Origin of the sequence: Microcoleus sp. S28C3, assembly GCF_036700785.1 — a bacterium.
Classification (GTDB): Bacteria; Cyanobacteriota; Cyanobacteriia; order Cyanobacteriales; family Microcoleaceae; genus Microcoleus; species Microcoleus asticus.
In genome coordinates, this window is sequence record NZ_JAUBPO010000032.1 from 39932 (window position 1) to 62862 (window position 22931).

Annotated in this window: 22 protein-coding genes and 1 tRNA gene; 11 read left to right on the plus strand and 12 right to left on the minus strand. The window is 44.8% G+C overall.

Going from position 1 to position 22931, the window contains the following annotated elements:
- Positions 1-34 precede the first annotated feature (34 nt).
- Positions 35-1378, minus strand: a complete 1344-nt coding sequence (locus QUA13_RS12095) for a glycosyltransferase family 4 protein (RefSeq protein WP_333198672.1) — start codon at positions 1376-1378, stop codon at positions 35-37.
- A 76-nt stretch (positions 1379-1454) separates the two neighbouring features.
- Between QUA13_RS12095 and QUA13_RS12100 the strand changes: the two genes are divergently transcribed.
- Complete coding sequence (locus tag QUA13_RS12100) at positions 1455-1925, plus strand: tetratricopeptide repeat protein (RefSeq protein WP_172192967.1); 471 nt, start codon at positions 1455-1457, stop codon at positions 1923-1925.
- A 210-nt stretch (positions 1926-2135) separates the two neighbouring features.
- Positions 2136-3092: a glycosyltransferase gene (locus tag QUA13_RS12105; RefSeq protein ID WP_333198674.1), complete on the plus strand. Its 957-nt coding sequence runs from the start codon at positions 2136-2138 to the stop codon at positions 3090-3092.
- 233 nt (positions 3093-3325) lie between these two features.
- Here the strand turns inward: QUA13_RS12105 and QUA13_RS12110 are convergent, their stop codons facing one another.
- Both QUA13_RS12110 and QUA13_RS12115 read right to left on the minus strand, forming a co-directional pair.
- A complete protein-coding gene (locus tag QUA13_RS12110) occupies positions 3326-3832 on the minus strand; it encodes a DinB family protein (protein ID WP_333198676.1) in 507 nt (168 codons plus the stop codon).
- 53 nt (positions 3833-3885) lie between these two features.
- Positions 3886-4167 (minus strand): antibiotic biosynthesis monooxygenase, encoded by a 282-nt coding sequence (locus tag QUA13_RS12115; RefSeq protein WP_333198678.1) that lies wholly within the window; start codon positions 4165-4167, stop codon positions 3886-3888.
- 206 nt (positions 4168-4373) lie between these two features.
- Between QUA13_RS12115 and QUA13_RS12120 the strand changes: the two genes are divergently transcribed.
- Positions 4374-5072 (plus strand): diacylglycerol/polyprenol kinase family protein, encoded by a 699-nt coding sequence (locus tag QUA13_RS12120; RefSeq protein ID WP_333198681.1) that lies wholly within the window; start codon positions 4374-4376, stop codon positions 5070-5072.
- Positions 5073-5218: 146 nt separating this feature from the next.
- Here the strand turns inward: QUA13_RS12120 and QUA13_RS12125 are convergent, their stop codons facing one another.
- Entirely contained in the window at positions 5219-5368 is a 150-nt protein-coding gene (locus QUA13_RS12125) for an isochorismate synthase (RefSeq protein WP_172191581.1), read from the minus strand.
- A gap of 500 nt (positions 5369-5868) precedes the next feature.
- Here QUA13_RS12125 and QUA13_RS12130 point away from each other — a divergent pair, with 500 nt between their 5' ends.
- The 7 genes from QUA13_RS12130 to crn3 all read left to right on the plus strand — a co-directional run bounded on the left by QUA13_RS12130 (position 5869) and on the right by crn3 (position 12176).
- Positions 5869-7293: a nicotinate phosphoribosyltransferase gene (locus QUA13_RS12130; protein WP_333198684.1), complete on the plus strand. Its 1425-nt coding sequence runs from the start codon at positions 5869-5871 to the stop codon at positions 7291-7293.
- A 76-nt stretch (positions 7294-7369) separates the two neighbouring features.
- Entirely contained in the window at positions 7370-7969 is a 600-nt protein-coding gene (locus tag QUA13_RS12135) for a nicotinate-nucleotide adenylyltransferase (RefSeq protein ID WP_333198686.1), read from the plus strand.
- Positions 7930-8679 carry an NrtR DNA-binding winged helix domain-containing protein gene (locus QUA13_RS12140; protein ID WP_333198688.1) on the plus strand — a complete coding sequence of 250 codons (750 nt, stop codon included), beginning with the start codon at positions 7930-7932 and terminating at the stop codon, positions 8677-8679. Before QUA13_RS12135 ends, QUA13_RS12140 begins: the two co-directional genes overlap by 40 nt.
- Positions 8680-8749: 70 nt before the next feature.
- Entirely contained in the window at positions 8750-9043 is a 294-nt protein-coding gene (locus QUA13_RS12145; protein WP_333198690.1) for an isochorismate lyase, read from the plus strand.
- 89 nt (positions 9044-9132) lie between these two features.
- Positions 9133-10863, plus strand: a complete 1731-nt coding sequence (locus QUA13_RS12150) for an NAD+ synthase (protein ID WP_333198692.1) — start codon at positions 9133-9135, stop codon at positions 10861-10863.
- Between the two features lie 7 nt (positions 10864-10870).
- On the plus strand, positions 10871-11800 hold the full coding sequence (locus QUA13_RS12155) for a DUF192 domain-containing protein (RefSeq protein WP_333198694.1): 930 nt from the start codon (positions 10871-10873) through the stop codon (positions 11798-11800).
- Between the two features lie 43 nt (positions 11801-11843).
- Positions 11844-12176, plus strand: coding sequence for a CRISPR-associated ring nuclease Crn3/Csx3 (crn3, locus tag QUA13_RS12160; RefSeq protein ID WP_333198696.1), 333 nt, complete (start codon positions 11844-11846; stop codon positions 12174-12176).
- 574 nt (positions 12177-12750) lie between these two features.
- On the opposite strand, the gene QUA13_RS12165 is transcribed toward crn3, so the two are convergent.
- The 6 genes from QUA13_RS12165 to ndhL all read right to left on the minus strand — a co-directional run bounded on the left by QUA13_RS12165 (position 12751) and on the right by ndhL (position 19374).
- Positions 12751-15150 carry an ATP-binding protein gene (locus QUA13_RS12165; protein ID WP_333198698.1) on the minus strand — a complete coding sequence of 800 codons (2400 nt, stop codon included), beginning with the start codon at positions 15148-15150 and terminating at the stop codon, positions 12751-12753.
- 102 nt (positions 15151-15252) lie between these two features.
- Complete coding sequence (locus QUA13_RS12170; protein WP_333198699.1) at positions 15253-15693, minus strand: hypothetical protein; 441 nt, start codon at positions 15691-15693, stop codon at positions 15253-15255.
- A gap of 678 nt (positions 15694-16371) precedes the next feature.
- Positions 16372-16998 (minus strand): DUF6658 family protein, encoded by a 627-nt coding sequence (locus QUA13_RS12175; protein WP_333198701.1) that lies wholly within the window; start codon positions 16996-16998, stop codon positions 16372-16374.
- Between the two features lie 681 nt (positions 16999-17679).
- The gene (gene trpA, locus QUA13_RS12180; RefSeq protein ID WP_333187643.1) at positions 17680-18477 is read right to left on the minus strand and encodes a tryptophan synthase subunit alpha; all 798 of its coding nucleotides are present in this window, start codon (positions 18475-18477) and stop codon (positions 17680-17682) included.
- 375 nt (positions 18478-18852) lie between these two features.
- Positions 18853-19158 (minus strand): DUF3007 family protein, encoded by a 306-nt coding sequence (locus tag QUA13_RS12185; RefSeq protein WP_172191607.1) that lies wholly within the window; start codon positions 19156-19158, stop codon positions 18853-18855.
- Entirely contained in the window at positions 19159-19374 is a 216-nt protein-coding gene (gene ndhL / locus QUA13_RS12190) for an NAD(P)H-quinone oxidoreductase subunit L (protein WP_172191609.1), read from the minus strand.
- A 198-nt stretch (positions 19375-19572) separates the two neighbouring features.
- Between ndhL and QUA13_RS12195 the strand changes: the two genes are divergently transcribed.
- A tRNA-Leu gene (locus QUA13_RS12195) sits at positions 19573-19657 on the plus strand.
- Positions 19658-19824: 167 nt separating this feature from the next.
- On the opposite strand, the gene QUA13_RS12200 is transcribed toward QUA13_RS12195, so the two are convergent.
- Complete coding sequence (locus tag QUA13_RS12200) at positions 19825-19998, minus strand: hypothetical protein (protein WP_333198703.1); 174 nt, start codon at positions 19996-19998, stop codon at positions 19825-19827.
- A complete protein-coding gene (locus QUA13_RS12205; RefSeq protein ID WP_333198705.1) occupies positions 19988-21763 on the minus strand; it encodes an ATP-binding protein in 1776 nt (591 codons plus the stop codon). Before QUA13_RS12205 ends, QUA13_RS12200 begins: the two co-directional genes overlap by 11 nt.
- Positions 21764-22931 lie beyond the last annotated feature (1168 nt).

The window sequence follows — 22931 nt, forward strand, 5'->3', positions numbered from 1 at the left end:
CCCATTTTAGAATTTAGATTTTAGAATTTAGAGTTTAAAATTGCAATAGCCGATCGTACTGCCGACCTATGATATCCCAGGTGTAGTGGCTTTCAACCAGCGATCGCGCACTGGCAGAGAGATCCTGTCTTAGCTGCTGATTTTCAAACAAACTCGTAATCGCCTCAACATACTCCTGAACTTTGTTCGCCCGCAAGGCCCTTATCAGTTGTGGGCCGCCATCGACGGCTAAACCCTCCAAACCTCGATCGCTAGCAACCACGGGGGTTCCCGCCGCCATCGCCTCCAAAGTTTTATTTTTAATTCCAAAACCAATCCGCATCGGCACCACACAAACAGCAACCTGATGCAAATATTCTGCCACCCTTTGCACCCGGCCTACTACTTGAATTCCCGGAAGTTTCCCCAAGGCGAGCACTTCCGGGACTGGGGAAGCCCCTACTATGGTGAGGGTAGCATCGGGATAGCGCTGCTGCAAAGGCGGCAGTATTTGCAAACTCAGAAACCTCGCCGCGTCAATATTGGGCAAATTGTTCATTGCGCCTGCAAAAATTAAGGTGTGTCCTCCCGGATCGATCGACCGGTACGGAAATTGAGTTAAATCCACGCCGTTAGGAATTACATCAATGGGAGGTACAAAAAAATCTTGTTTTCCTCGCACCTGAACCGGAGGCGAAAGCAATTCTAGGAGTTGCTCTCTGTCTGTGGATGTTGTTGCGACTATGCGGGAAAATTTGGAACAGTAGCGTTTTTCGTAGCGGGCGAGTAGCGGTAAATTCAGTCGATCGCGCAGAGGTTTTTCGGAGGTGCCGGTTGCTAACATTTCCCTGCAAGTTCCCCAAACGGAACTGTGAATGTTTGCCACTGTCAGCACTTTTTGCCGCCATTCTGGACGCACGTAAATCTCGTTAACGCTGTGTTCGCAGGTGACAGCATCGCATTTGCCTGCTATTACCAATTCGTCTGCCCAATTCTGCATTGCTTGCGAGTAGCTTGAGAGTACGTTGGGAGGTGTTCCCGACTGCAAAAATCGACTGAATCTGTGGAATTTTCCTATTATTTCAGAGAACCCCCCCTCAGTCCCCCCCTTATTAAGGGGGGGAGGAAAGAAGCCCTCCTCAAGCCCCTGGTGCAGAGTTAGCCCCCCTTTGACAAGGGGGGGTTGGGGGGATACTTGCGGGTTGGGAAAAACTGCCAATTCTGCAACTTGCTGGCGCAATGTGTCGATTTGTGAGTCGGTGACATCGGGCGATCGCAGAGTGCCGAGAATTACATCATGCCGCTGGCTCAAGTATTGCAATAAATTAAACGTCCTTACCTGAGTTCCTCCGCGGCTTGGCGGATAGGGAAAAGTCGAGGAAAGCATCAAAATCTTCATGGGATGTGGGATAAATAAAGTTGCCGCTTGCGCGATAAAATTGATTGATAAAACCTTTTTAACAATCCTCGCACCTATGGACGAATTATCTGTCAAGGCGCTGCTCGAAGACTTGAAAAAGCCCGACGAAAGCGTGCGCGATCGGGCAACTACAGAACTCTGGCGCACTTGGTTTAACCAGAAGGGTGAGTATGGGATGCAAATTCTCAGGCGATCGCAACTTTCGATAGATGCAGGCGATGTTCCCCAAGCTTTGGATTTGCTGACACAACTGATCTCCGAAGCGCCTGATTTTGCTGAAGCTTGGAACCGGCGCGCCGTACTTCACTATACCCAAGGAAATTATATAAAGTCGATCCAGGATTGCGAAACCGTCCTCAAACTGAACCCGGTTCATTTTGGAGCGCTGCACGGTCTGGGTTTGTGCTACGCTGCCTTGGGAGAATACATAAATGCTATTCAAGCTTTTCGCCGCGCTTTGGAAATTCAACCCTTTGCTTTGGTGAATCAAAAGTTAATTCTCGAATGTACAGCTCGTTTGAGTTAAAATCAACTGTGGAGTGAAGGAAGAAGGAAGAAGGAAGAAGGAAGAAGGAAGAAGGAAGAAGGAAGAAGGAAGAAGGAAGAAGGCTTTAGTTATCTAGGAGAGAAGGCTTTAGTTATCTAGGAGATATTAAAAATACAAGAAAATCAATGATTGTCTTCATTTGTCCGCAATCTAAAATCTAAAATCTAAAATGTAAAATGGTCTAAGTTAGTGCCGAAAATTAGCGTTTGCATTCCTACTTGCAATCGAGTGCATCTGCTGGCTTGTGCGATCGCCAGCGTGTTAACTCAAACTTATACAGATTTTGAATTAATTGTCTGCGATGACGGCTCAACTGACAGCACTCCGCTGTTAATGTCGGAATTTGTCGATCGCGGGATTCGCTACATTCGCCACCCGCAGAATATCGGCAAGAGTAATAATATGCGATCGGGCTTTGCGGCGGCAAGGGGCGAATATTTTATCAAGTTTGACGATGACGATCGCCTGAGCGCGCAATTTCTAGAGCGGACATCTGCTATTTTAGATAAAGACCCCAGCATCGATTTTGTCAGTACCGATCACTGGGTGATCGACATTAACAATTATATTGATGAAAATCAGACGAAACTCAATTCGCAGCGGTGGGGCCGCACTGAGTTGTCGGCTGGATTTATTGAAGATTTGCTCTCCACAGTTTTTGTGAGACAAAGTTTGCAAATAGGGGCAACTTTGTTTCGCCGCCGCGCACTGGAAGAAGTGGGATTTCTGCGGCCGAATTTGCAAAATTGCGAAGATAACGATTTGTTTGTGAGACTTGCGATTGCGGGCAAAAAGTGCTATTACTTGCCGGAGCTGTTGATGGAGTATCGATTTCACGCAGGACAGCAAGGAGTCGATCGGGCAATTCCGTATTTGAGTGATAAATTGCGCTATTTGATCGGCTACGAATTTGATTCCGAGAAGTTGGAAACAGTCAGGCTCAAAAGGATTGCCGAAACTCAATTAGCGCTGGGTTTGCGGCTGATTGAGGTTGGTGAAACTGCAAAAGGGCGATCGATGGTGCGAGCTGGAAAGTCTGTTTCTGAGGCGAAAATGTGGGCGGGTTTGGGATTGTCGCTGCTGCCCGTCGAGTTGCGTCCAAGGGCTTTTGCGGCTGTACGGGAGTTGTTGAAACGGGAGTTGTGAAAGCGTAGGATTTTGACAGAATACCCGGCGGTTGAAACCGCATCTATACACAGAAAACCCGCAAGGCAAGAGTTGAAGAGTCGGCGGTTAAAATCACGTTTATACAGACAAAACCCACCAACACGGGTTGGAAATTGTTGATTTTCTTCAGTCTCCCTCTGTTGGGACGAGAGGCAAGTATAGACGAGGTTTTAACCGCCGAGTCTTCTGGCGTGTCGTTTTACGAGCAGAAATTATCCGAATGATATAGCGGGTAGCCACGGAATATCTGTAGCGCCTGGGTCGTAGCCAAGTTGTTTGAGCAGTGTGGTAATTTGTCCTCTATGGTGAGTTTGATGATTGAACATATGTGTCACCAGAATCCAAGTTGGTAGCACGCGGCATTTACCATCTACATTGCTTGTGTACTCAAACGGTTGACTCAACCAGTCAGAATTAAGGTTTGTAGACCATTCTATAATTTGCCGATCCATTGTCTCCCGTTCTGCTCTCAAAATGTCAAATTCAGCATACAGTTCTTGACCGATAACAGTTACCGAAAATGGCTGAAGAGTGAAACGACCCATCCATGCTTTGTCACCATACAGTAAGTGATTCAAAGTGCCATGAATAGACTTGAAAAAGGCACCCATATCCTGTTTGCGCTGTTCATCAGGAATTGCCGAACAGACAGAATATATTTTTTGATTCATCCAGCAATTGTACTCAGCCATTAGCTGGTAGTAGCTACCGTCGTACATACTCAAAACTTAACCACATAGTTTGAACAACTTACATTATACAAATAGGTCTTTCACAATACTCCTGACTCTAATTGGTCTAGATAAATAAATTCAGGAGCTTTAACTCCGGCTTCTTCTCTAATTTTAACCAGTCTAGGCGACTCAAAAAACGCCCTAGCATCTGTTGTTGATGTCCAGGCGGAGAAATGAACAATTTTGTTTGGTTCATTGTCATACTTCAAGACTTGATAGGAGCGCTCGCCAGCTTCTTTTCGGATGCTTTCAGCATTATCGAATACCTGTTTCCAAGCTTCATAGTTTTCTACTTCATGAATAATTAAGACATACTGCATAGTAATCAGATTCTCTGAGCCTCTCAAAACTTCAAACGACTAATTTGATTAGACTAACTCACTTTATCTCCAAAGCCGAGCACAGGAGAGCGAGTAAATTATACCGTAGTGACGGTAGAAAATCCTGCCAACACCGAACAGAGCGATCGCGCTTTCCACTAAAGTAGTAAACAGTGCCTGATGTAAATAAGTTTTTCCTAAATATCGTGTCTATATTTGCTGAAGTTCCGACTGTGTGGCTGCAAATTTCCCTCGTGGGAGTCTGGCTGGGCTTGATTTTACTGGTAGCTGAGGGCTTAAATCGCTTTACTTCTGTGGATGCTGAGGTATCGCGGAAGGTGGTTCACATCGGTACTGGGAACGTGATTTTGCTGGCGTGGTGGCTGGAAATACCCGGTTGGGTGGGGATTTCGGCGGGAATTTTAGCAGGTGCGATCGCCCTAATTTCCTACCAAGTTCCGATTTTGCCCAGTCTTAACAGTATCAACCGGAAGAGTATGGGGACTTTTTTCTATGCTGTTAGTATCAGCGTTCTCGTAGCTTGGTTTTGGCCGCTGGAACGTCAGGAATACGCTGCTTTGGGCATTTTAGTGATGACTTGGGGCGACGGATTAGCTGCTGTCATCGGCCAGAAATACGGCAAACATATTTATCGAGTTTGGGGAATGCAGAAGAGTTGGGAAGGTTCTGCAACTATGTATTTGGTTAGTTTTGCTGTTAGCAGTTTAATTTTGCTGGCGGTTCAAGGCGCAGTTTGGCAAACTTGGGCGGTGTCTGCTGTTGTGGCTTTGGTTGCTGCTACTTTAGAGTCGGTTTCTAAGTGGGGAATTGACAATTTGAGCGTGCCGATCGGCAGTGCTGCGATCGCCTTTTTCCTAAATCAATTTTGGGTAATTGGTAATTAATAATTGTAGGTTGGGTAGGACGAAGTGGAACAAAACCTACAATTACTATTGACAGTCAACGGTTAACAGTCAACAGTTAATAATAAACTCTTGACTGTTAAAAGAATACCTGTGTCGAACTCGCTATAAACTGCCTGAATGGCTGCTCATTTTCTCGATTTAGAGCTTTTGGAGAGCTTACCTTCAAAAGGTTGAACTCCACTATTGGGATAGTTATCATCGCTGGGGCTAAAAATCCGCACTGCTGCTTCCGAAACGTAACGCATCGCGTTTGTCAAAGATTTAGAAAGATTCATAGAATCTGCCTCTCTTATCTGAGTTCTGATACTTCTAATATTAGTCAGATTTTTGGGCTGTGGATGATTTTAGTAATATTTATTTGAATTACTTATTGGTCTGCAACATTCAAGCAAGCTGAAGGTTTTAGGAATTACGCATTTTTGGGCGATCGACCTTTTGCTGGTAGATTTTTCCTTGCTCAACTCATGCAGTGGCGATCGCACTCCCGACGCTCAGAAACCGGGTTTTCTAACTCGGTTCGAGGGCTGCAACCAGATATTTTCGTCAAAAACCTGGAACGCTTGAGTGTTTGCGGTTAATTCCTGAGTTTGTTCAATTAGGTATTTTTATGGATTCTACCATAATATTCATGCCTCAAAAACCTAAAATATGCTAATCAGCGCCGTAGTCAAGGAATTATTCAGAGAAATATCTGCCATCTTTATCAAAAGTTTACAAAAAGATATGGTGTTAGTCACTATAATTAAAACAAAGAAATTTGTTCGGGGTTTTTCTTATGAAAACTACCACTGAGAGCCTGCACCTCAAAAATTTTGAAGAAATCCAAGAAGATCGAGAACTGACGGTTTCCTCAGCAGATTACAGCCTTTTAACCGATCTCTACCAGCTAACGATGGCGGCTTGTTACGTTGGGGAAGGGCTCGACGGGCGGGCTGCGAGTTTTGAGTTGTTCGCGCGCAGGCTGCCAGAGGGTTTTGGCTACGCGATCGCGATGGGTTTGGCTCAAGTTATCGACTATCTGGAGAAATTTCGGTTTTCTCCGGCGCAAATTGAGACTTTGCAGTCCACTGGGATTTTTGCAGGTGCCCCGGAGCGATTTTGGACTCTACTCGCCACAGCCCGCTTTACTGGGGATGTTTGGGCAGTCCCGGAGGGGACAGCGGTGTTTGCCAATGAGCCGCTGCTGCGAATTGAGGCTCCTCTGTGGCAGGCTCAGTTGGTGGAAACTTATTTGTTGAATGCGATAAATTATCAAACTTTGATTGCGACTCGGGCTGCGCGGCTGCGGGATGTCGCGGGCCCGGATGCTAAGTTGCTGGAATTCGGGACGCGCAGGGCTTTTGGGCCTCAAGCTGCTGTGTGGGCGGCTAGGGCGGCTCTGGCTGCTGGGTTCGACGGAACTTCTAATGTTTTGGCTGCTTTGAAGTTGGGCCGCAAACCTGTAGGTACTATGGCTCATGCTTTGGTAATGGCTGTGGCGGCTCTAGAAGGTAGCGAAGAGGAGGCGTTTGCAGCTTTTCACCGCTGTTTTCCGGGGGCGCCGCTGCTGATCGATACTTATAATACTGTGGCGGCGGCGCAGATGTTGGCCGATCGAGTAAATAGCGGTGAAATGCAGTTGGAAGGCGTGCGGCTGGATTCGGGCGATTTGGCGGTGCTGTCTCGGGAAGTTCGATCGATCCTTCCGGGCGTTCCAATTTTTGCTAGCGGCGATTTGGACGATCGAGAAATTGCTAAATTAAAAAGTAGCGGCGCTTGCATTGACGGTTACGGTTTGGGAACGAAGTTGGTGAGCGGTTCGCCTGTGAACGGTGTTTATAAGTTGGTGGAAATTGACGGAATTCCGGTGATGAAGGAGGCAAGCGGCAAGGTAACATATCCAGGAAGAAAGCAAATTTTTAGACATATTGAAAATGGGCAAATTCTTGGAGATTGTTTGGGATTGTCAGGAGAAAATATTAAGAATTGCGATTCTTACTTACCATTAATGGAGTTGGTTGTCAAGGATGGGAAACGAGTGCAGAACCAGGAAAGTTTGGAGGATATCGCCAAACGAACTGCTGCTTCTGTCGCCAGTCTTCGAGCCGAAACTCGGCAACTTGACAACCCGATTTCGCCGCCGGTGGAAATTTCTCCAGATTTGCAGAGTCTCACTCAAAAAACGAAAAAGAGTCAATCGATTTTAGATTTTAGATTTTAGATTTTAGATTGAAGTCAGTAGTCAGCAGTCAACAGTCAACAGTCAACAGTCAACAATTCCCCATTACCGATTACCTATGCAGAAGATTGCTCTTTTTGGAACCAGTGCCGATCCGCCTACAGCGGGACACAAAACTATCCTGAATTGGCTTTCCCAAAATTTTGATTGGGTAGCAGTTTGGGCGTCGGACAATCCTTTTAAGTCGCACCAAACTTCTCTAGAACACCGATCGGCAATGCTGCTGTTAATGATTCAAGAAATTAATTCGCCGAGACACAATCTTTGCTTGCATCCAGAACTCAGCAGTCCGAGGACTCTAGAAACTGTGGAACAAGCAAGATTGCTGTGGCCGGATGCAGATTTGACGCTGGTAATAGGTTCGGACTTGGTGGGGCAACTGTCTCGCTGGTACAAATTTGAAGAATTGTTAAAACAAGTGGAGTTGCTGATAGTACCGCGACCGGGTTATCCGTCAGAAAAATTAGATTTGTGGCAGTTGAGGCGGATGGGTGCAGAGGTGGCGATCGCATCTTTGAGTGCTCCCAATGTTTCTTCTACCTCCTATCGGGAAACAGGAGACAGGGAAGCTTTGACTCCGACCATCGAAGATTACATCAATAGGGAGCATTTGTACGCATGGCACGAGGCACAAAAAAGGGCGAAGGTTGCTCATTAGCTGACTTTAAAGTAGGAGTAGATAATGTTATTTTCTCCGTCGATGCCGTGCAGAACCGCTTGTTGGTGCTGTTGGTAATGCGACAAGACGAACCGTTTATTGATTCTTGGAGTCTTCCCGGTACTTTGGTGCGGCACGGAGAGTCTCTTGAAAATGCGGCTTACCGGATTTTGTCGGAGAAAATCCGGGTAAAAAATTTGTATCTGGAGCAATTGTATACTTTCGGAGAACCGGGGCGCGATCCTCGGGAATATACCAGGGGCGATCGCTATCTTTCGGTGAGTTATTTTGCTTTGGTTCGCTTTGAGGAAGCTGAGTTAATTGCTGGGAGTGTAGTGGCGGGTGTCGGCCACCGCGTCGGCGGCATTGCTTGGTATCCCGTGCAACAAGTTCCTAAGCTGGCTTTCGATCACAATCAAATTCTCGAATACGGATATCGGCGACTGCGCAACAAACTTGAATACAGTCCGGTAGCTTTTGAAGTTTTGCCGGAGCTTTTTACTTTGAGCGATTTGTATCAATTGTATACAACTATTTTGGGAGAAAGTTTTTCTGATTATTCTAATTTTAGATCTCGATTGTTAAAATTGGGTTTTTTGTGCGATACCGGTGTTAAGGTTTCGCGGGGGGCTGGCCGCCCTGCTAGTTTGTACCGTTTTGATGCGGCAGCTTTTGCTCCTTTCAAAAATAAGCCACTGGTGTTTATCTAGCTGTTCCTTGGATGACATTCGGGGATCAATTGAGTAACATTAGAATAGAAGCTATTAAGGAGTGTCGGCCATGAAAGACCCTGATGAATGCGCTAATATTAACGAAGTTCGGGAGGAAATTGATATCATCGATCGAGAAGTGATCGACGCTTTGAGCAAGAGATTTAAATACGTCGTCGCGGCAGCAAGGTTCAAAACAAGTGAAGCTGGCGTTAGAGCGCCCGATCGCTTTCATGCTATGTTACAGCAGCGGCGCCAGTGGGCTTTAGAATCGGGTTTGAATCCTGATGTGGTTGAAAATATTTACCGGGATTTGGTAAATTATTATATTGAGGAAGAATTGAAACATTACAAATCTGAGTAATGTTTCCCTATATTCAAATCTAGGACTATAGGAAATCGAGTCCGCGCGGGCGGACTGTTAGCAATATTTATGGTAGTGATGCAGGTAATATGAAAATTGCGATCGCACAACTCAACCCTACTATTGGTGATATCTTTGGCAACTCCAACCTAATTCTGGAGGCTGCGAAAAAAGCAGAGGTTGAGGGCGCAAATTTATTGCTAACACCGGAACTTTCCCTGATCGGTTATCCGCCGCGCGATTTGTTGATAGATCCGAGTTTCATTGCAGCCGCAGGCGCACAGTTGCTGCAACTGGCGCAAGCTTTGCCGCCGGATTTGGCAGTCATAGTCGGCACTGCCGTACCTAATGCTGATGGTGTTAAATTAGGCGGAAAACCATTGTTTAACAGCGCTGTTTTGTTGCAAAATGGCGCCGTTAAACAAGTTTTTTATAAACGCTTGTTGCCTACTTATGATGTATTTGATGAAGACAGATATTTTGAACCGGGAAAAAACAGCAATTACTTTACTATTGGCGAGCTGAAAATCGGCGTGACAATTTGTGAAGATTTGTGGAACAATGAGGAGTTTTGGGGTAAACGCAGTTACGCGGGCGATCCTGTTTCCGATTTGGCAAAATTGGGCGTAGATTTAGTGGTGAATTTGTCGGCATCGCCTTACTGTGCGGGGAAGCGGAGAGTGCGATCGGCGATGTTGCAGCACAGCATCATCCGCTGCGGAATACCGATTATTTACGCTAATCAAATAGGGGGAAATGACGACATTATTTTTGACGGCAGCAGTTTTGCTGTGAATCGAAAGGGTGATTTGATTCAGGTATTAGCTTCTTTTGAAACTGATTTTGCGGTGCTGGAATATGACCAAGCTAAACAAGATTTAGTGGGCAGCAATCAGCAAAGTCCAGCAGGAATTGAGGCGGCGCCGTTGAGTTTTTATCCTGGCGAAGGAGATGCCGAAATTTGGGCGGCTTTGGTTTTGGGAGTGCGAGATTATGTTCGCAAGTGCGGTTTTTCTAAGGTTGTACTCGGTTTGAGTGGGGGGATAGATTCGGCTTTGGTAGCGGCGATCGCCAGTTGCGCGATCGGGCCCGAAAATGTTCTAGGGGTGCTGATGCCTTCTCCTTACAGTTCGGATCATTCGATTAATGATGCTTTGGAATTAGCCCGAAATCTGGGCGTTGCGATCGAACTATTGCCGATCGGCGATTTGATGAAAACTTACGATCGCACTCTCGCCAATTTGTTTGTCAACACACCTTTCGGGATTGCTGAGGAAAATATTCAATCGCGGATTCGAGGCAATCTGTTGATGGCAATTTCTAATAAGTTCGGACATTTGCTGCTTTCGACTGGTAATAAGTCGGAAATGGCGGTGGGTTACTGCACTCTCTACGGCGATATGAATGGGGGATTGGCGGTGATTTCTGATGTGCCGAAAACCCGCGTTTATTCGCTTTGTCGGTGGCTGAATTATGGGAGTGAGAAGCTCAAAAATCAGGCAGAGTTGGGAAAGGAAATTATTCCGGTTAATATTATTAGTAAAGCGCCTAGTGCTGAACTGAAACCAGGACAAATTGACCAAGATTCTTTGCCTGCTTACGATGTTTTAGATGACATCTTGCAGCGGTTGATTGAACATCACGAATCTTCCCAACAAATTGTCGAAGCCGGACACGATGAAGCGGTGATAAAACGTGTAGTAAAATTAGTGAGGCAAGCGGAGTTTAAACGGCGACAAGCAGCCCCGGGTTTGAAAATTAGCGATCGAGCTTTTGGTACCGGTTGGCGGATGCCGATCGCCAAAGTTTCCTCTTATTAAACGCAAAATGGTTAACATCGACGGTAGTTTCGGCTTCGATTTTCTCCTGGGAACTCTCAGCAACGATACGATTAGAGGATTTGCGGGTAATGATACTGTTCAAGGTTTGGGGGGAAACGACCGAGTTTTTGGCGATCGGGAAAATGACTTGCTAGCAGGAAATGAAGGCGCTGATACACTGTCTGGCGGTCAGGGAAGCGATACAATCTATGGAGGACAAGACTCCGATTGGATGTTTGGCGATCGGGGTAACGATTTGCTAACAGGCGGCGAAAGCGGGGATATCTTGACAGGAGGCGCGGGCGATGATTTATTTGTGATTGAAAGAACCGCCGCCGCATCTACTATTACAGAAGCTGATATAATTACAGATTTTGGCAACGGCAATGATAAAATTGTATTGACAGAAGGCATGAAGTTTAGCGATTTGGAGCTTTCTGTTTCCGACAACCAAACTGTTATGAAAGATAAAAACTCTGGTAATTATTTAGGAGTTGTTTCGGGAAACTCTAATCTGACTGAATCAAACTTTATCTCGCTGTTTGGCGGAATAGATAGGGGTCAGCTTTTGCCAATTTCTGTTAACACGATTGTAGCCGATCGCGCGATCGGACTGGAAGTGGCGCAAACTCCCCAAGAACAAGCGACAGGTTTAATGTTCCGGACAGAATTACCCGATGACAGGGGAATGTTTTTCCCGATCGAACCCGCGCGAAACGTGCGTTTTTGGATGAAAAACGTGTTGATTGAACTCGATATGGTTTTTCTGCGGGAAGGCGTAGTGCAGGCGATAATTCCTAACGTACCGCCGTGTTTGAGCGAAACCTGCCCCAACTACGGCCCGGATGTTCCCGTTGACGGAGTTATTGAACTCAAAGGCGGAAGGGCGGCCCAATTGGGATTGAAAGTGGGCGATCGGATTCCCAATTTGCCCTAAAAGGTATATGATTTTATCGCAGCATTTAACTTATTTGCATCCAATGAACCCTATTGAATTAAAAATAATCCCCAATCAAACTCAAGACGGTTTAGCTTACCAACATTTGCGCTTGCGGATTACAACTCAAGACGGTATTATCACACCCGATGATTTACAAGGTTTGAAACTTCCTCAAGATGTTCAATTCAGTCAAGGAATTGTCATTGAAGGTAGAGGAGCGATTTGGCTGTACGGGTATTTAGTGCATGAATGCCATCCTGCGGCTTGGGTTGGATGTTACGATCCGCGATTAGAAGGTGCGGTAGTAGTAGCGACGCACAAGCACGAGGTATCAGTTGGACAGGTATTAAAATTGAGTTTACCGAGTGATTAAATTAGATTGTGTTGGGTAAATTAACCGCAAGATTTGTAGGGGCGGGTTTTAGCAACAATCTTTGATTTACATATCCACAATAATTATAAACCCGCCCTGTCCCTATGTAATTTTTATTTGTAATAACTCCTATGTTGCACGATTCTCAAGAACAGGCTTTCCGACCTGTTCCACAAAAATTCAATTTTCTGGTGGGGTGGGCATCCTGCGCGCCCTAAAATGATTATTGAGAATGGTGCAAGATGTGAGTAATCACCTACTTAGTATCGCGCGATCGCCCAAAAAACCTTTAAGTTTAACTATAACAACACTTCGGAGACTTTCAGGATTCCCGTATGGGCGCGGATTCCTAGTTTATACGAATTTTTGCGTCTAGTAACGAGAAATATACGAATAAACCAGTTTTCATCAGTCAGTATGCGTGCAGGACTAATACCCGCACTCGCCCACAAAGAAACATTTATAGGACTTGCGCAAGAGAGCAATTTTTACACTATTTGTGGAGGTAAGGTGTGCGCTTCGCACCCTACAGATAGTGTCTGTGCCTAAGTCCTAATTTAATTTTAATTAAAATTTATCCTTTGACAGGCAAAACGATCGCAAACTCAGTGCCAATTCCTAGAGCCGCATTCACCTCGATACTTCCGCCATGTTTTTCTACCGCAATTTGGTGGACAATTGCCAACCCCAATCCAGTTCCTTTGCCGACACCTTTCGTCGTGAACAAATGGTCGAATATCTGCTGTTTCACTTCCTCTTTCATCCCGGTGCCGTTATCAGCAATTTTAATTTTAATGTGCGCTTCGCCCATTACATCAGTGCAAATTGTGATGCGGTTGGGATTAGCGGCAATTTCAGTAAAACTGCGTCCTAAATTTGACTCTTCTAAGGCATCGATCGCATTGGCAAGCAGGTTCATGAAAACTTGATTTAATTGACCGGGAAAACATTCGATTTTAGGAAGATTGCCGTATTTAGTCATCACTTCAATCTGCGGACGGTATTCGTTTGCTTTGAGGCGGTGTTTTAAAATTAAAATAGCGCTATTAATGCCTTCGTGAATATTAAAAGGAACTTTGTAGTCTTTGTCGCCTCGGGAGAAGGTACGCAAACTGGTGCTGATGCTACAAATGCGATCGCACCCGACTTGCATTGAATCAATCATCTTCGGTAAATCTTCCAAAAGATAATCGAGGTCTATCTCTTCGGCGTGGTCGGCCATTTCCGATTTCGGTGCAGCGGAGCGATACAATTTTAAGTGTTCTATCACATCTTCTAAACTCCTTTTAGCTTCATTTAAATTGCCAGAAATAAACCCAATCGGATTGTTAATTTCGTGGGCGACTCCGGCGACTAAATTGCCCAAAGCAGACATTTTTTCATTTTGAACGAGTTGCAGTTGCGCTTGCTGTAAATCTTTTAAAGTTTGTTCGAGCTGTTGGTTTTGCTCTTGCAAAAGTTCCGCTGCTCGCTTGCGATCGGTCGCATCAACACCTAAACCAATAATCCCGATCGTCTCACCCTGGCAATTTTTTAGCTGCACTTTCGTGATTTCTAAGTAGTGTAGTTGGCCGTCAACAAATTTGAAAATTTCGCTGGAGTAATGCGGCAAATCTTGGGCAAGGCAGGCGGCATCTGAAACCATACAGCCCGCTGCATCCTCCCCCATTAGATCTTTGTAATGATCGACAGCTAGGAAAGCGCTCACAGGCACGCCTATATGTTGAGAAAAGGTCTCGTTCAAAAACTGTACTTTACCGCTGAGATTAACCATCCAAATCCAAATCGGAGCGACATCAATAATCGCTTGGAGCATTTGTTTTTGATCGGCAAGCTGAGCTTCGGTTCGGGTGAATTTTGCTAGCGATCGCTCTAATTGTTGGTTGTAATCCTGATATGTTTTATAAAGCAGAGCATTTTGCAAACAGATGGCTGCCTGGGAACACAGGAGATTGAGAAGTTGCAGGCGATCGCGGGTAAAAACTCCTGCGGTTAACCGATTCTCCAGATACAAAATGCCGACTAACTTGCCTCGATCGAGAATCGGCCAACACAACGCGCTCAGCGGTTCGTATTTGAGGATGTAGGAGTCGGAATCCCAATCACATTTTTGAGCGATGTCCCGCACAATGACAGGTTTCAACAAGTTTTTAACGCAGTCAACAATTTTGAGGGGCAAGATATCGCTGTTTTCATCGAGTGTTGCGGATGATAAGTCGATCGCCCGATCGACTCCATAATTGTCGATCGCGCTTGTAGCAGCGATTTCCCATTGATTGCCGTTTGGCAAAATCAGCACTGCTTTGTCCGATCCTGTATTTGTCATTGCCAGTTGCATCAGTTTGGCAATCAGTCGATCGAGCTGAATTTCACTAGAAAGGGCTTGACAAGCTTTTAGCAGACTTGAAAAATTCCCAAAATCTGAGACACTAGCCGAAACAGACGGATGAATGGATGGATGAAGCGATTGATTTGGCCCCGCAGGTGTTGGAAAATTTGCTAATGGATTTGCAGAGAGTTTTGCGAGTTCTAAAATCGGTTTTAACAATTGAGGATAGCGTTTTTCTAAGTCGTCAACTTTCGCTTTATCTCCCCAGCGGACATAGCAATCATAGGCATCTATCATGTAGACTCGCGCAAATTTTTCTCTTTCCAATGACAGGTAAAACTTAGCAGCTAGTTCGCAGGCAAGAGCTTCTTCATTCAAATATTCGTTAGCTTTAGCTCCGGTAATAGCTCGATCGTACAGTTCCATTGCTTCTGCTGTCTGGCCCAAAACGCGGAGCAATTCTGCCTCAACCAGATCGAACTTGTGCTGGTAATTGAGCGGGGTATGGTGCGCGAATTCTTTGAGTTTTTTCTGACTAGCCCCAACGCGCTTAAGGATTTGTTGGCGCTCCGCCGGTGTGACATCTGCATAGATTGCCAAATCTGCCAGCGTATCATAAAACTCGTGCATCATTTTTACTAGCATTTAAACACAATTCTCAAGATAAGGTTTGCATCCATTTTTCCTGTCTAGCGGCTTCAGAGCGATCGAATATATCCCGAATCCGTCGCCTCTTTTTGCTCAATTTTATCCTCCTAAATATCGCCTGTAACAGTCAAGATTAATTCCCATATTGGGAGGTTTCATATATTTGTAAATAACTGGGCTTCGTTCGAGTTCGTTGAGAATGTCTGTTCGCTTAAGGACTATTTCGAGCGATGCAATTAACGGCGGCTGCTTTACTCGATCGTCTTCTCGGAATACCGCGCAGCCAAAAATTTCCGCGACAAAGACGTAACTGCGGGCGTAGGATTTTATACTGCGCGCAGCAATTGTGCGGGGAATATCGAGATTTTTGACCGTCGCCCGCCGGTTGCGAAACTGCAAGAGTTTGCTACAGCCGGGTTGCCGGTCAAGATGGCGCGCGCCCCGATCGACAGCCCTTCCAAAATTGGTGTACGATTGCGCGATCGGGTTAGATCCAGGCATTAGCGCAGTCAAATCTACTACATCTACTGTTCCGTCCATATCGGCTGACCTCAACTCCGACATTAGCTTGACAAAACTTAATGTATCTATATTAGGGCATAAACACCATAATTTTTGAGCGTCAGATCTAAAATTCTAATTATCTGTTAACGAACAATATTTTATACATTGGCGAGCGGGGTTGCAGGCTTTTACTTACGTATAAGTTTCTGCTGCTAATCTCAAATGCGGTTAAATAAACGCCAAAGACCGTATAAACACGGAAGTATGGTTTCTCTAAAAATACAACCTGTAATTAATTGAATTTAATAGAGATCGATCGACTCAAATTTCCGCTACGATATGGAAAAATTTTTAGCTTAAAAATTTAAAATAAAGCCTATACAAATAATAAAAAACTCGTCGTGGAATGAGTAGCACTTCAGTCCCGCCTAGAAAAAGACAGGGCAGTTTTATTCTGCTGAAACCCCTCCTGCACTCTACTTCCGGGCTAATAGCCCTCGCAGGGGTTAAAACCGAAATCAAATAGTAATATGCAGTTGTCTTCATAGCACTATAACTAGATTCCGACAGGGATTAAAACCCCTGTCGGAATCTAGTTTCCAAAGAAGGAAACAGCGTTATTTGAGATTAGTCGATCGCGTCTGCCACTCGTTGAGTTCTGTCAATATCTCGATTCACTTTCTAGGAAATATTGTCCCAGGCATCTTCAGCGTTCTATCTTGCATCTCGTGCTGCATCATTGATATTTTCTTGGCCTCCGCTGGTGTTATATCTCAGAGACTCAGTACCCTCTGCTGCTCTTTCTTTTGCTCCCTGGGTAGCTTCTTTAACAATATCTTTTGCTCCCTTCAAGCCTTCGCGAGTGTTTTCTTTAAGATTAGCAAAGCCTTGTTTGGTTTTGTCACCAAAGTTATCAGCTTTCTGCTGAGCCGTGCGAGCATCGTCCTTGACCTTTTCACCAACTTGGTTGAGTTTGTCAGGCGCGTCGTCCCCTACCCGTCGCACGTTTTCGCCTACATTGTTGCTAGATTTGGTATCGATGCGGTGCTGCGCTTGCTCTTTGAGAAGCTGAGCTTTTGCTTCTGTTGTTGTCATCTTGTCGTTTCTGGGATCGACATCGGGGTAGTTGTTCATGCCGCCTTTGTATTCGGAAGTTACAGCCCCACTCGGCACTTCTTCTCTAATTTTGTCGGCAGTTCTTGCGGCCATTACATCAGTTTTTCCGCTCGTCACATCAGGGCGGCTGCAGGCCGTGCTCACTAATACTAAAATGCCAGCCAGAAACACTGTTAAAATTTGTACAGCTCGAATTTTTTTCAGAAATGCAGTTAGTGTCTTCATAAAAATGCTCCTTTCTATTGTGATATGCTCAAAAGCCTGGTGGCTTTGTACATGGCTAGCATTACAAAATTAGCCACTTAAACACTTTTTTAAGTATAGGAATAGAAACAGGAGCTTTTCATCTATCCCAAGTTACATTCCTCAAGTTATAGCAGAAGGAACAAGAAACAAGAAGGAACAAGGAAGCAATCGACCATTGTCAATCTGATACCAATTATTAAAAGTCGCAGTTCCCCGCGCCGGAGAAGGCATTGTGTCTATTTGTATCAACAATCGCCTGGAAACTTTGATAAATCTCGCTTTAACGCGAGGCAAGCTCCGCCTCGCATCCCCCTTAAGAAAGGCGACTGTGAGAGAGTGGACTGTTCTACCCTTAAGGATGGGGCGCTCGGGCGATCTGTGCCTAATCGTCAAACAGCATTCTGGCACTACATTTTGCCTTAAGTTGACAGGATGAAAGGCAATGCCATTCCATTTCCTTACTTGGCTGCGCGTTTGGTTGTCTGTGCGCGCACTACCTTGAGATGTTTGGCGTTTTAAGCTCAAAAAAAAACCTTCCGGTCAGGAACCAGAAGGTAGTGGATGTATGATCTCAAGTACAACAAGGTCTTTAATCGCAATTGTCGCCGCACATCTCGATCGCACACATCTGTCTAATGGCTGAAAGTATGTGCACAGTTGCTAAACATTTTGAATGGCTGTTTTTAAACTCTTGCAGAATTCGCCTATCGCCTCTAAACCCTGTTCTGGAGTCCCTTCAGCCAAGCGTTTGACAAAAGCACTGCCAACAATTGCAGCGTCTGCACCCCATTCTTTGACTTGGCGAGCGTGTTCGGGTTTCGATATACCAAACCCGACGCCGATGGGTTTGTCGGTGATGCTGCGGAGTTCTTGCAGCAACTCTTTTGCTCGTGTTTCTAAGCCTTCGCGCACTCCCGTAACCCCCGTCACGCTGACCAAGTAAATAAATCCTTGAGACTCCCGAGCGATCGCTTCTATGCGACTTTTGGGACTTGTCGGAGCAACTAATAATGTTAGTTCAATCCCTAATTTGTTGGCAGGTTGGATAAGACTGTCGGCTTCTTCTAAGGGCAAGTCTGGTACAACCAATCCCTGAACTCCGGCACTTTTGATTTGCTGCAAAAAGGTTTCTATACCTCGGTACAAAATCGGGTTGTAGTATGTGAAGAGAATGATCGGCGATCGCAAATTAGGACTAACTTTCGCTACCATTTCCAGCACCGCATCTAACGTCGTTCCCCGCTGCAGGGCCCTAGTAGCGGCGGCTTGAATCACTGGCCCGTCAGCTAGCGGGTCAGAATAGGGAACGCCAAGCTCGATCGCATCTGCACCGTTATCATCCAAAATTTGCAGTGCTTTAGCCGTTGTCTCCAAGTCTGGGTCGCCAGCAGTAATAAAAGGAATCAATGCACATTGATGGTTCTTGCGCAACGTTTCAAAACAATTAGAAATAGTCATTAGTTATTAGTCATCAGTCATTGGTCATCAGTCATCATATGATGTCCGTTCGATCGACCGCAATCAAATTCGTTTGTAGTCAGGGCTTCAGCCCTCATAAAAGTCAGAGGACTTCAGTCCTCACTACAAACGTGATAACGGTTATTTTACCGGACGCGATATCAGCCATCAAATCAGTCCCCAGTCATTAGTGAAAGAGTTTATTACTAATGACTGAGTAGGTCATCGCAAAAAACAATCGTATCTTGTAGGGTGGGGTTGAGCCAGGAGCTATGATACAAACGAGTTATCAAGTGCAAAACCCCCCATCCCCATCTAATGTTTATTTGTACCCAGCTACTTAATAACTAATGACTGAGGGCTAAAGACTATTGACTAATTATCTTTTTCCTGCTCAATTTCGGCTTGAAGTTTGGCTAATTCTTCAGGAGTGAGCTCATCGAGCCGCTTCTGCAAGACAGCTTCTTTGTACTCTTGCAGTTGCTGACTGTAGGTCATATTTTGAGTAAGTGCTCGAAATAAATAAGTCACCAGCCAGCCAATCAAGCCGGCGACCAAAAACAACTGACTCCAAATCCCTGCATTCATACTGTCGAGTCCGGCAAATTGCAGTAGCAAGTAGACAAACCCACCTGCTACAAAAAAGCCGAGACTGATTCCAATTACGTCAATACGTCGCATTTAGGCTTCTATCTGCCGCCGTTTGGGCCGAAAATTCAAAAAGGGAGCTAGGAGAAACATACCTGGGAAGAAGAAGAACATCAAGAAGTACATGAAGCCGCGCTCAAAAGAGGTAGCGACGTACCAGCGACTGTTCAGGTAAGCGTAGGTGGCTGCGGGTACTACCAGGAAGTAGGTTCCTGCCAAGACGGCGTAAAGCAGTAAGGTAATATACATAGATTTGCTTTAGGGGAATAATAACACGGGTAAGTCGGTTGACACGCTCCGCTAGCTGGTTAACTATTGTACCGCTTGGGGAGATTCAGCGCGACTTTTGGGAATTTTTTGATTAGGGGTTGCGTAAATTGGGGTTTTGGCTGTAGAATAAAAGGCTGTTGTTGTTAATGGCTCAAAACCACAGCAACTTGACCAAAGGGGGGCGTGGCGGAATGGTAGACGCTACGGACTTAAAATCCGTTGACCCGAAACGGTCGTGTGGGTTCAAGTCCCTCCGCCCCCATGAAATTCAATCATTTGTGATATCAATTCTGGTTGCACCGGAATGATTGTTGACTGTTGAATGTTGATATCGTTTTCGGTATTATTCTGATGCAACCGAAAACGATATGATTCAACGGTTTCAGACTTATTGTCACCAATAGTTCTGTTTTTCGCTCAATTTTCGCGCTAATGGTTTTCTAGTATGTCCAAAAGCGCCTCTATATCTGCCAAGTTCGCCCCGGACTTTTTACGTCGGGCCTGCAATTGGTTGAGCAAGTCGTCTGGTTTTGGAAATTGGGCGACGGTGGGAACCGATTTTTTATTTTCATCCCGATCGCCCCGCGTGATATTAAGCAGCAACTGGCAAAGCAATCACAAATTCCGTACCCTGTCCTATTTGAGAATTTACCTCAATTTTGCCTTGATGCTTGGCAACGATTTGACAGGAAATAGCCAATCCCAATCCAGTGCCTTTGCCGATCGACTTTGTAGTAAAAAATGGGTCAAATATCTGTTGGGCACTGGCGGACGCAATTCCGGGCCCGTTATCCCGAATCTTGACGGTGACAGTATTGTCGGCCGTAACTTCCGTGCTAATCCAAATGGTTGGCGAATACCCTTTATCTCCCTTTTTCACCTCCTCCAACGCATCTATTGCATTGCCGATCACGTTCATAAATACTTGATTGAGTTGGGCTGGATAGCACTCAAGCGCAGGCAACTTGCCGTATTGTTTAATAACTTGGATACCTTGTTTGAGCCGATGATTGAGAATTACGAGGGTGCTATCAATTCCTTCGTGAATGTCGGCTGATTTCATTTTTCCGTCGTCCGATCGGGAAAAATTGCGCATGGATACGACAATTTCGCGAATGCGATCGGCTCCCATTTTGATCGAAGAGAGGGTTTTTGGTAAATCTTCTCTGAGAAATTCGAGTTCAATCTCTTCGATGCGTTCTAGAATGGCATCTGGTGGGTTTGGATAGGATTGTTGATAGAGAGTTACCAAACCTGTCAAATCTTCGATGTATTGGTTGGCATAATCAATGTTGCCGCCGATGAAGTTGACAGGATTGTTGATTTCGTGGGCTATCCCTGCAACCATTTGACCGAGAGACGACATTTTTTCGGTCTGAATTAATTGGGATTGAGTTTGTTTGAGTTCTTTTGTATACTCGCTAACTCGCTGAATCAATTGATTGAAAGAGGCTGCTAAAACTCCGATTTCGTCTTGGGTTGTGACTGGTACTTGCAGGTTAAAATTCGATTCGCGAGCAACTTGCTGAGCGACATCAGTAACGGTTTCGAGGGGTTGGGCGATCGCGCGGCTGGTTTTGTCCGCTAGCGCAACGGCGATGAGCGCTGAAATTAGCATACTCCCGAGAATAATTCGGTTGCGCAAACCTTCAGCTTCTTCTAATGCTTTGGTTCCTTGCTGTTTGTGAATTTCTAGAGTAGAAATTAGCTTGGTTAAACTCTGAGCAAGGTTATCTAGTACGATCGCCTCTTGACCGCTGCTAGTCCTCAACATTTGTAGCTGTGCGGACTCGATGCTGTTGGGCGGCAAATTCCCAACTTCCGCTTCTTTTAACTGCAATTTAATTAGCTGACCGTAGTAATCAATGACGAGGGCAGATTTCTGCAAGAGAGCCTGCAATGCTGCCTCTTGTGTTGCTAGTCTCTTGGGATGTTCTCGTGCAAAAGATTCACTTTCTGAAATCAGGATTTTCGCCTGATTGATTTGCCCAAAAAACCGATTTTTTTCGTATTTCAGCGCCACAGTGTTTCCCAAAACGACTGGCAATCTCGCCGCGTGCGATCGGGCTTCAAATACGGTATTTTGCAAATTTTGCAGCAGTTGCTGCTGCTGTTGAGCAACATTTACCTGAACTAAAGCTTGCTTGCGAAAGTAGTCTCCCAATCTCAGTCCCGCACCAGTTCCCAAAATCGCTATGCTGATAGCTAAAGCATAGCCATAGCTAATTTTTTGGCCGATTCGCAAATGGTTGCATTCTGCCTTTAGCCCAGTTATATTAATAGTTGAAGTTTGTAACAAATGTTTTTGAGCATATTGCTTTTGCTGTACCTTGCTATTTTTGGACTTACTGTGGGTTAATAATAACATTGGAAGTTCCTCCCAAACAAATTAGGAGTAATTGAGCGAAGAGAAGCAGAATGCACTTATGCGGAAGGTCGAAAGCAGTTTTGAGTGTTTAATTTTGAATTTTGAAATCTTTCACTCAAAACTCAACGCTTCCCCTAGTATCTCTGTTTTTAGACTAGAGTGTTTGTGATCTCTATCAACAATCTATGTGACTATACGCAGATTTACAAAACTTATGATAACAGCGATTAGTATTTTTAGTCAGTTGGGACACAAAGCCCAACTACCGGTTCTCCCCGTTTTTCTTTTTCTGCCAGTTCTATGTTCAATTCCAGCACTTTTGCTAAAATATTGTCCCTGGTGCGATTCGTTTAGTCAAGCGCGACCTGATACAGCGGATTCCAGATTTATGAAGTACAGTAGGAGCAGCTTGTAAACCAGTTTTTAAAGTGCTTAATATTAACCAAATAAGCGTGCCTACGCCAAGTAAAATGTCTACCTTCTTGCTAGTAGGGGGCAAAAACTTACGTAAAAAAGCTTTGAGTTGTGACCACCATAATTCGATCGGATTAAAGTCAGGAGAATAGGGTGAGACAGCCGCTTCCATGTATATATGATACAGTTTATTTAGTACATAAGCGAAAAAAATGAAACCTTATTCGATCGAGTTGCGCGATCAAATAGTTAAAATCTATGAACAAGGTGATACATCAATTAGGAAAGTAGCCAGGGTAAACGCATCTAAATTAAGTTGACAGAAAATCATATTTGTGCGTGAGTCTTTTTCTGAAAAAAGCATTCTTAAAACTCTTAAATCCGATGGAATCAACCCAGTAAAAATCGAGCTTTAAGAACTTCTGAATTCTCGAAGCTGAATCAATTTAGATCGGGAATCTGTTTGAGTTTTCGAGCGTTAACTGGCAGAGTCTAAGATTTGGACTAAATAGATCTCTTGCAAAATATTTTTGTGCTATTATGGAAAGTTTAGGCAATTTTATAATCTAGCAGGCCCGGCAAGTTTAAGGAGATGCCAATCAACCCAATAATTCAAAGTTTTACCTAAACTTGAGCAAACTCTTAAGGATAACACATATTTTTTTTGCAAGAGGTCTAATAATTATTATCCATTCCCGCCAGATACCGCTTCATTTTTAAACTTCCTTTAAATCCTTTTTCTTGTTTCAGTAAA

Coding starts and splice junctions, on each gene's coding strand:
- QUA13_RS12095 (WP_333198672.1), bottom strand. CDS start 1,378: ATGAAGATTTTGATGCTTTCCTCGACTTTTCCCTATCCGCCAAGCCGC.
- QUA13_RS12100 (WP_172192967.1), top strand. CDS start 1,455: ATGGACGAATTATCTGTCAAGGCGCTGCTCGAAGACTTGAAAAAGCCC.
- QUA13_RS12110 (WP_333198676.1), bottom strand. CDS start 3,832: ATGTACGACGGTAGCTACTACCAGCTAATGGCTGAGTACAATTGCTGG.
- QUA13_RS12115 (WP_333198678.1), bottom strand. CDS start 4,167: ATGCAGTATGTCTTAATTATTCATGAAGTAGAAAACTATGAAGCTTGG.
- QUA13_RS12125 (WP_172191581.1), bottom strand. CDS start 5,368: ATGAATCTTTCTAAATCTTTGACAAACGCGATGCGTTACGTTTCGGAA.
- QUA13_RS12130 (WP_333198684.1), top strand. CDS start 5,869: ATGAAAACTACCACTGAGAGCCTGCACCTCAAAAATTTTGAAGAAATC.
- QUA13_RS12135 (WP_333198686.1), top strand. CDS start 7,370: ATGCAGAAGATTGCTCTTTTTGGAACCAGTGCCGATCCGCCTACAGCG.
- QUA13_RS12140 (WP_333198688.1), top strand. CDS start 7,930: ATGGCACGAGGCACAAAAAAGGGCGAAGGTTGCTCATTAGCTGACTTT.
- QUA13_RS12145 (WP_333198690.1), top strand. CDS start 8,750: ATGAAAGACCCTGATGAATGCGCTAATATTAACGAAGTTCGGGAGGAA.
- QUA13_RS12150 (WP_333198692.1), top strand. CDS start 9,133: ATGAAAATTGCGATCGCACAACTCAACCCTACTATTGGTGATATCTTT.
- QUA13_RS12155 (WP_333198694.1), top strand. CDS start 10,871: ATGGTTAACATCGACGGTAGTTTCGGCTTCGATTTTCTCCTGGGAACT.
- crn3 (WP_333198696.1), top strand. CDS start 11,844: ATGAACCCTATTGAATTAAAAATAATCCCCAATCAAACTCAAGACGGT.
- QUA13_RS12165 (WP_333198698.1), bottom strand. CDS start 15,150: ATGCTAGTAAAAATGATGCACGAGTTTTATGATACGCTGGCAGATTTG.
- QUA13_RS12170 (WP_333198699.1), bottom strand. CDS start 15,693: ATGGACGGAACAGTAGATGTAGTAGATTTGACTGCGCTAATGCCTGGA.
- QUA13_RS12175 (WP_333198701.1), bottom strand. CDS start 16,998: ATGAAGACACTAACTGCATTTCTGAAAAAAATTCGAGCTGTACAAATT.
- trpA (WP_333187643.1), bottom strand. CDS start 18,477: ATGACTATTTCTAATTGTTTTGAAACGTTGCGCAAGAACCATCAATGT.
- QUA13_RS12185 (WP_172191607.1), bottom strand. CDS start 19,158: ATGCGACGTATTGACGTAATTGGAATCAGTCTCGGCTTTTTTGTAGCA.
- ndhL (WP_172191609.1), bottom strand. CDS start 19,374: ATGTATATTACCTTACTGCTTTACGCCGTCTTGGCAGGAACCTACTTC.
- QUA13_RS12205 (WP_333198705.1), bottom strand. CDS start 21,763: ATGTTATTATTAACCCACAGTAAGTCCAAAAATAGCAAGGTACAGCAA.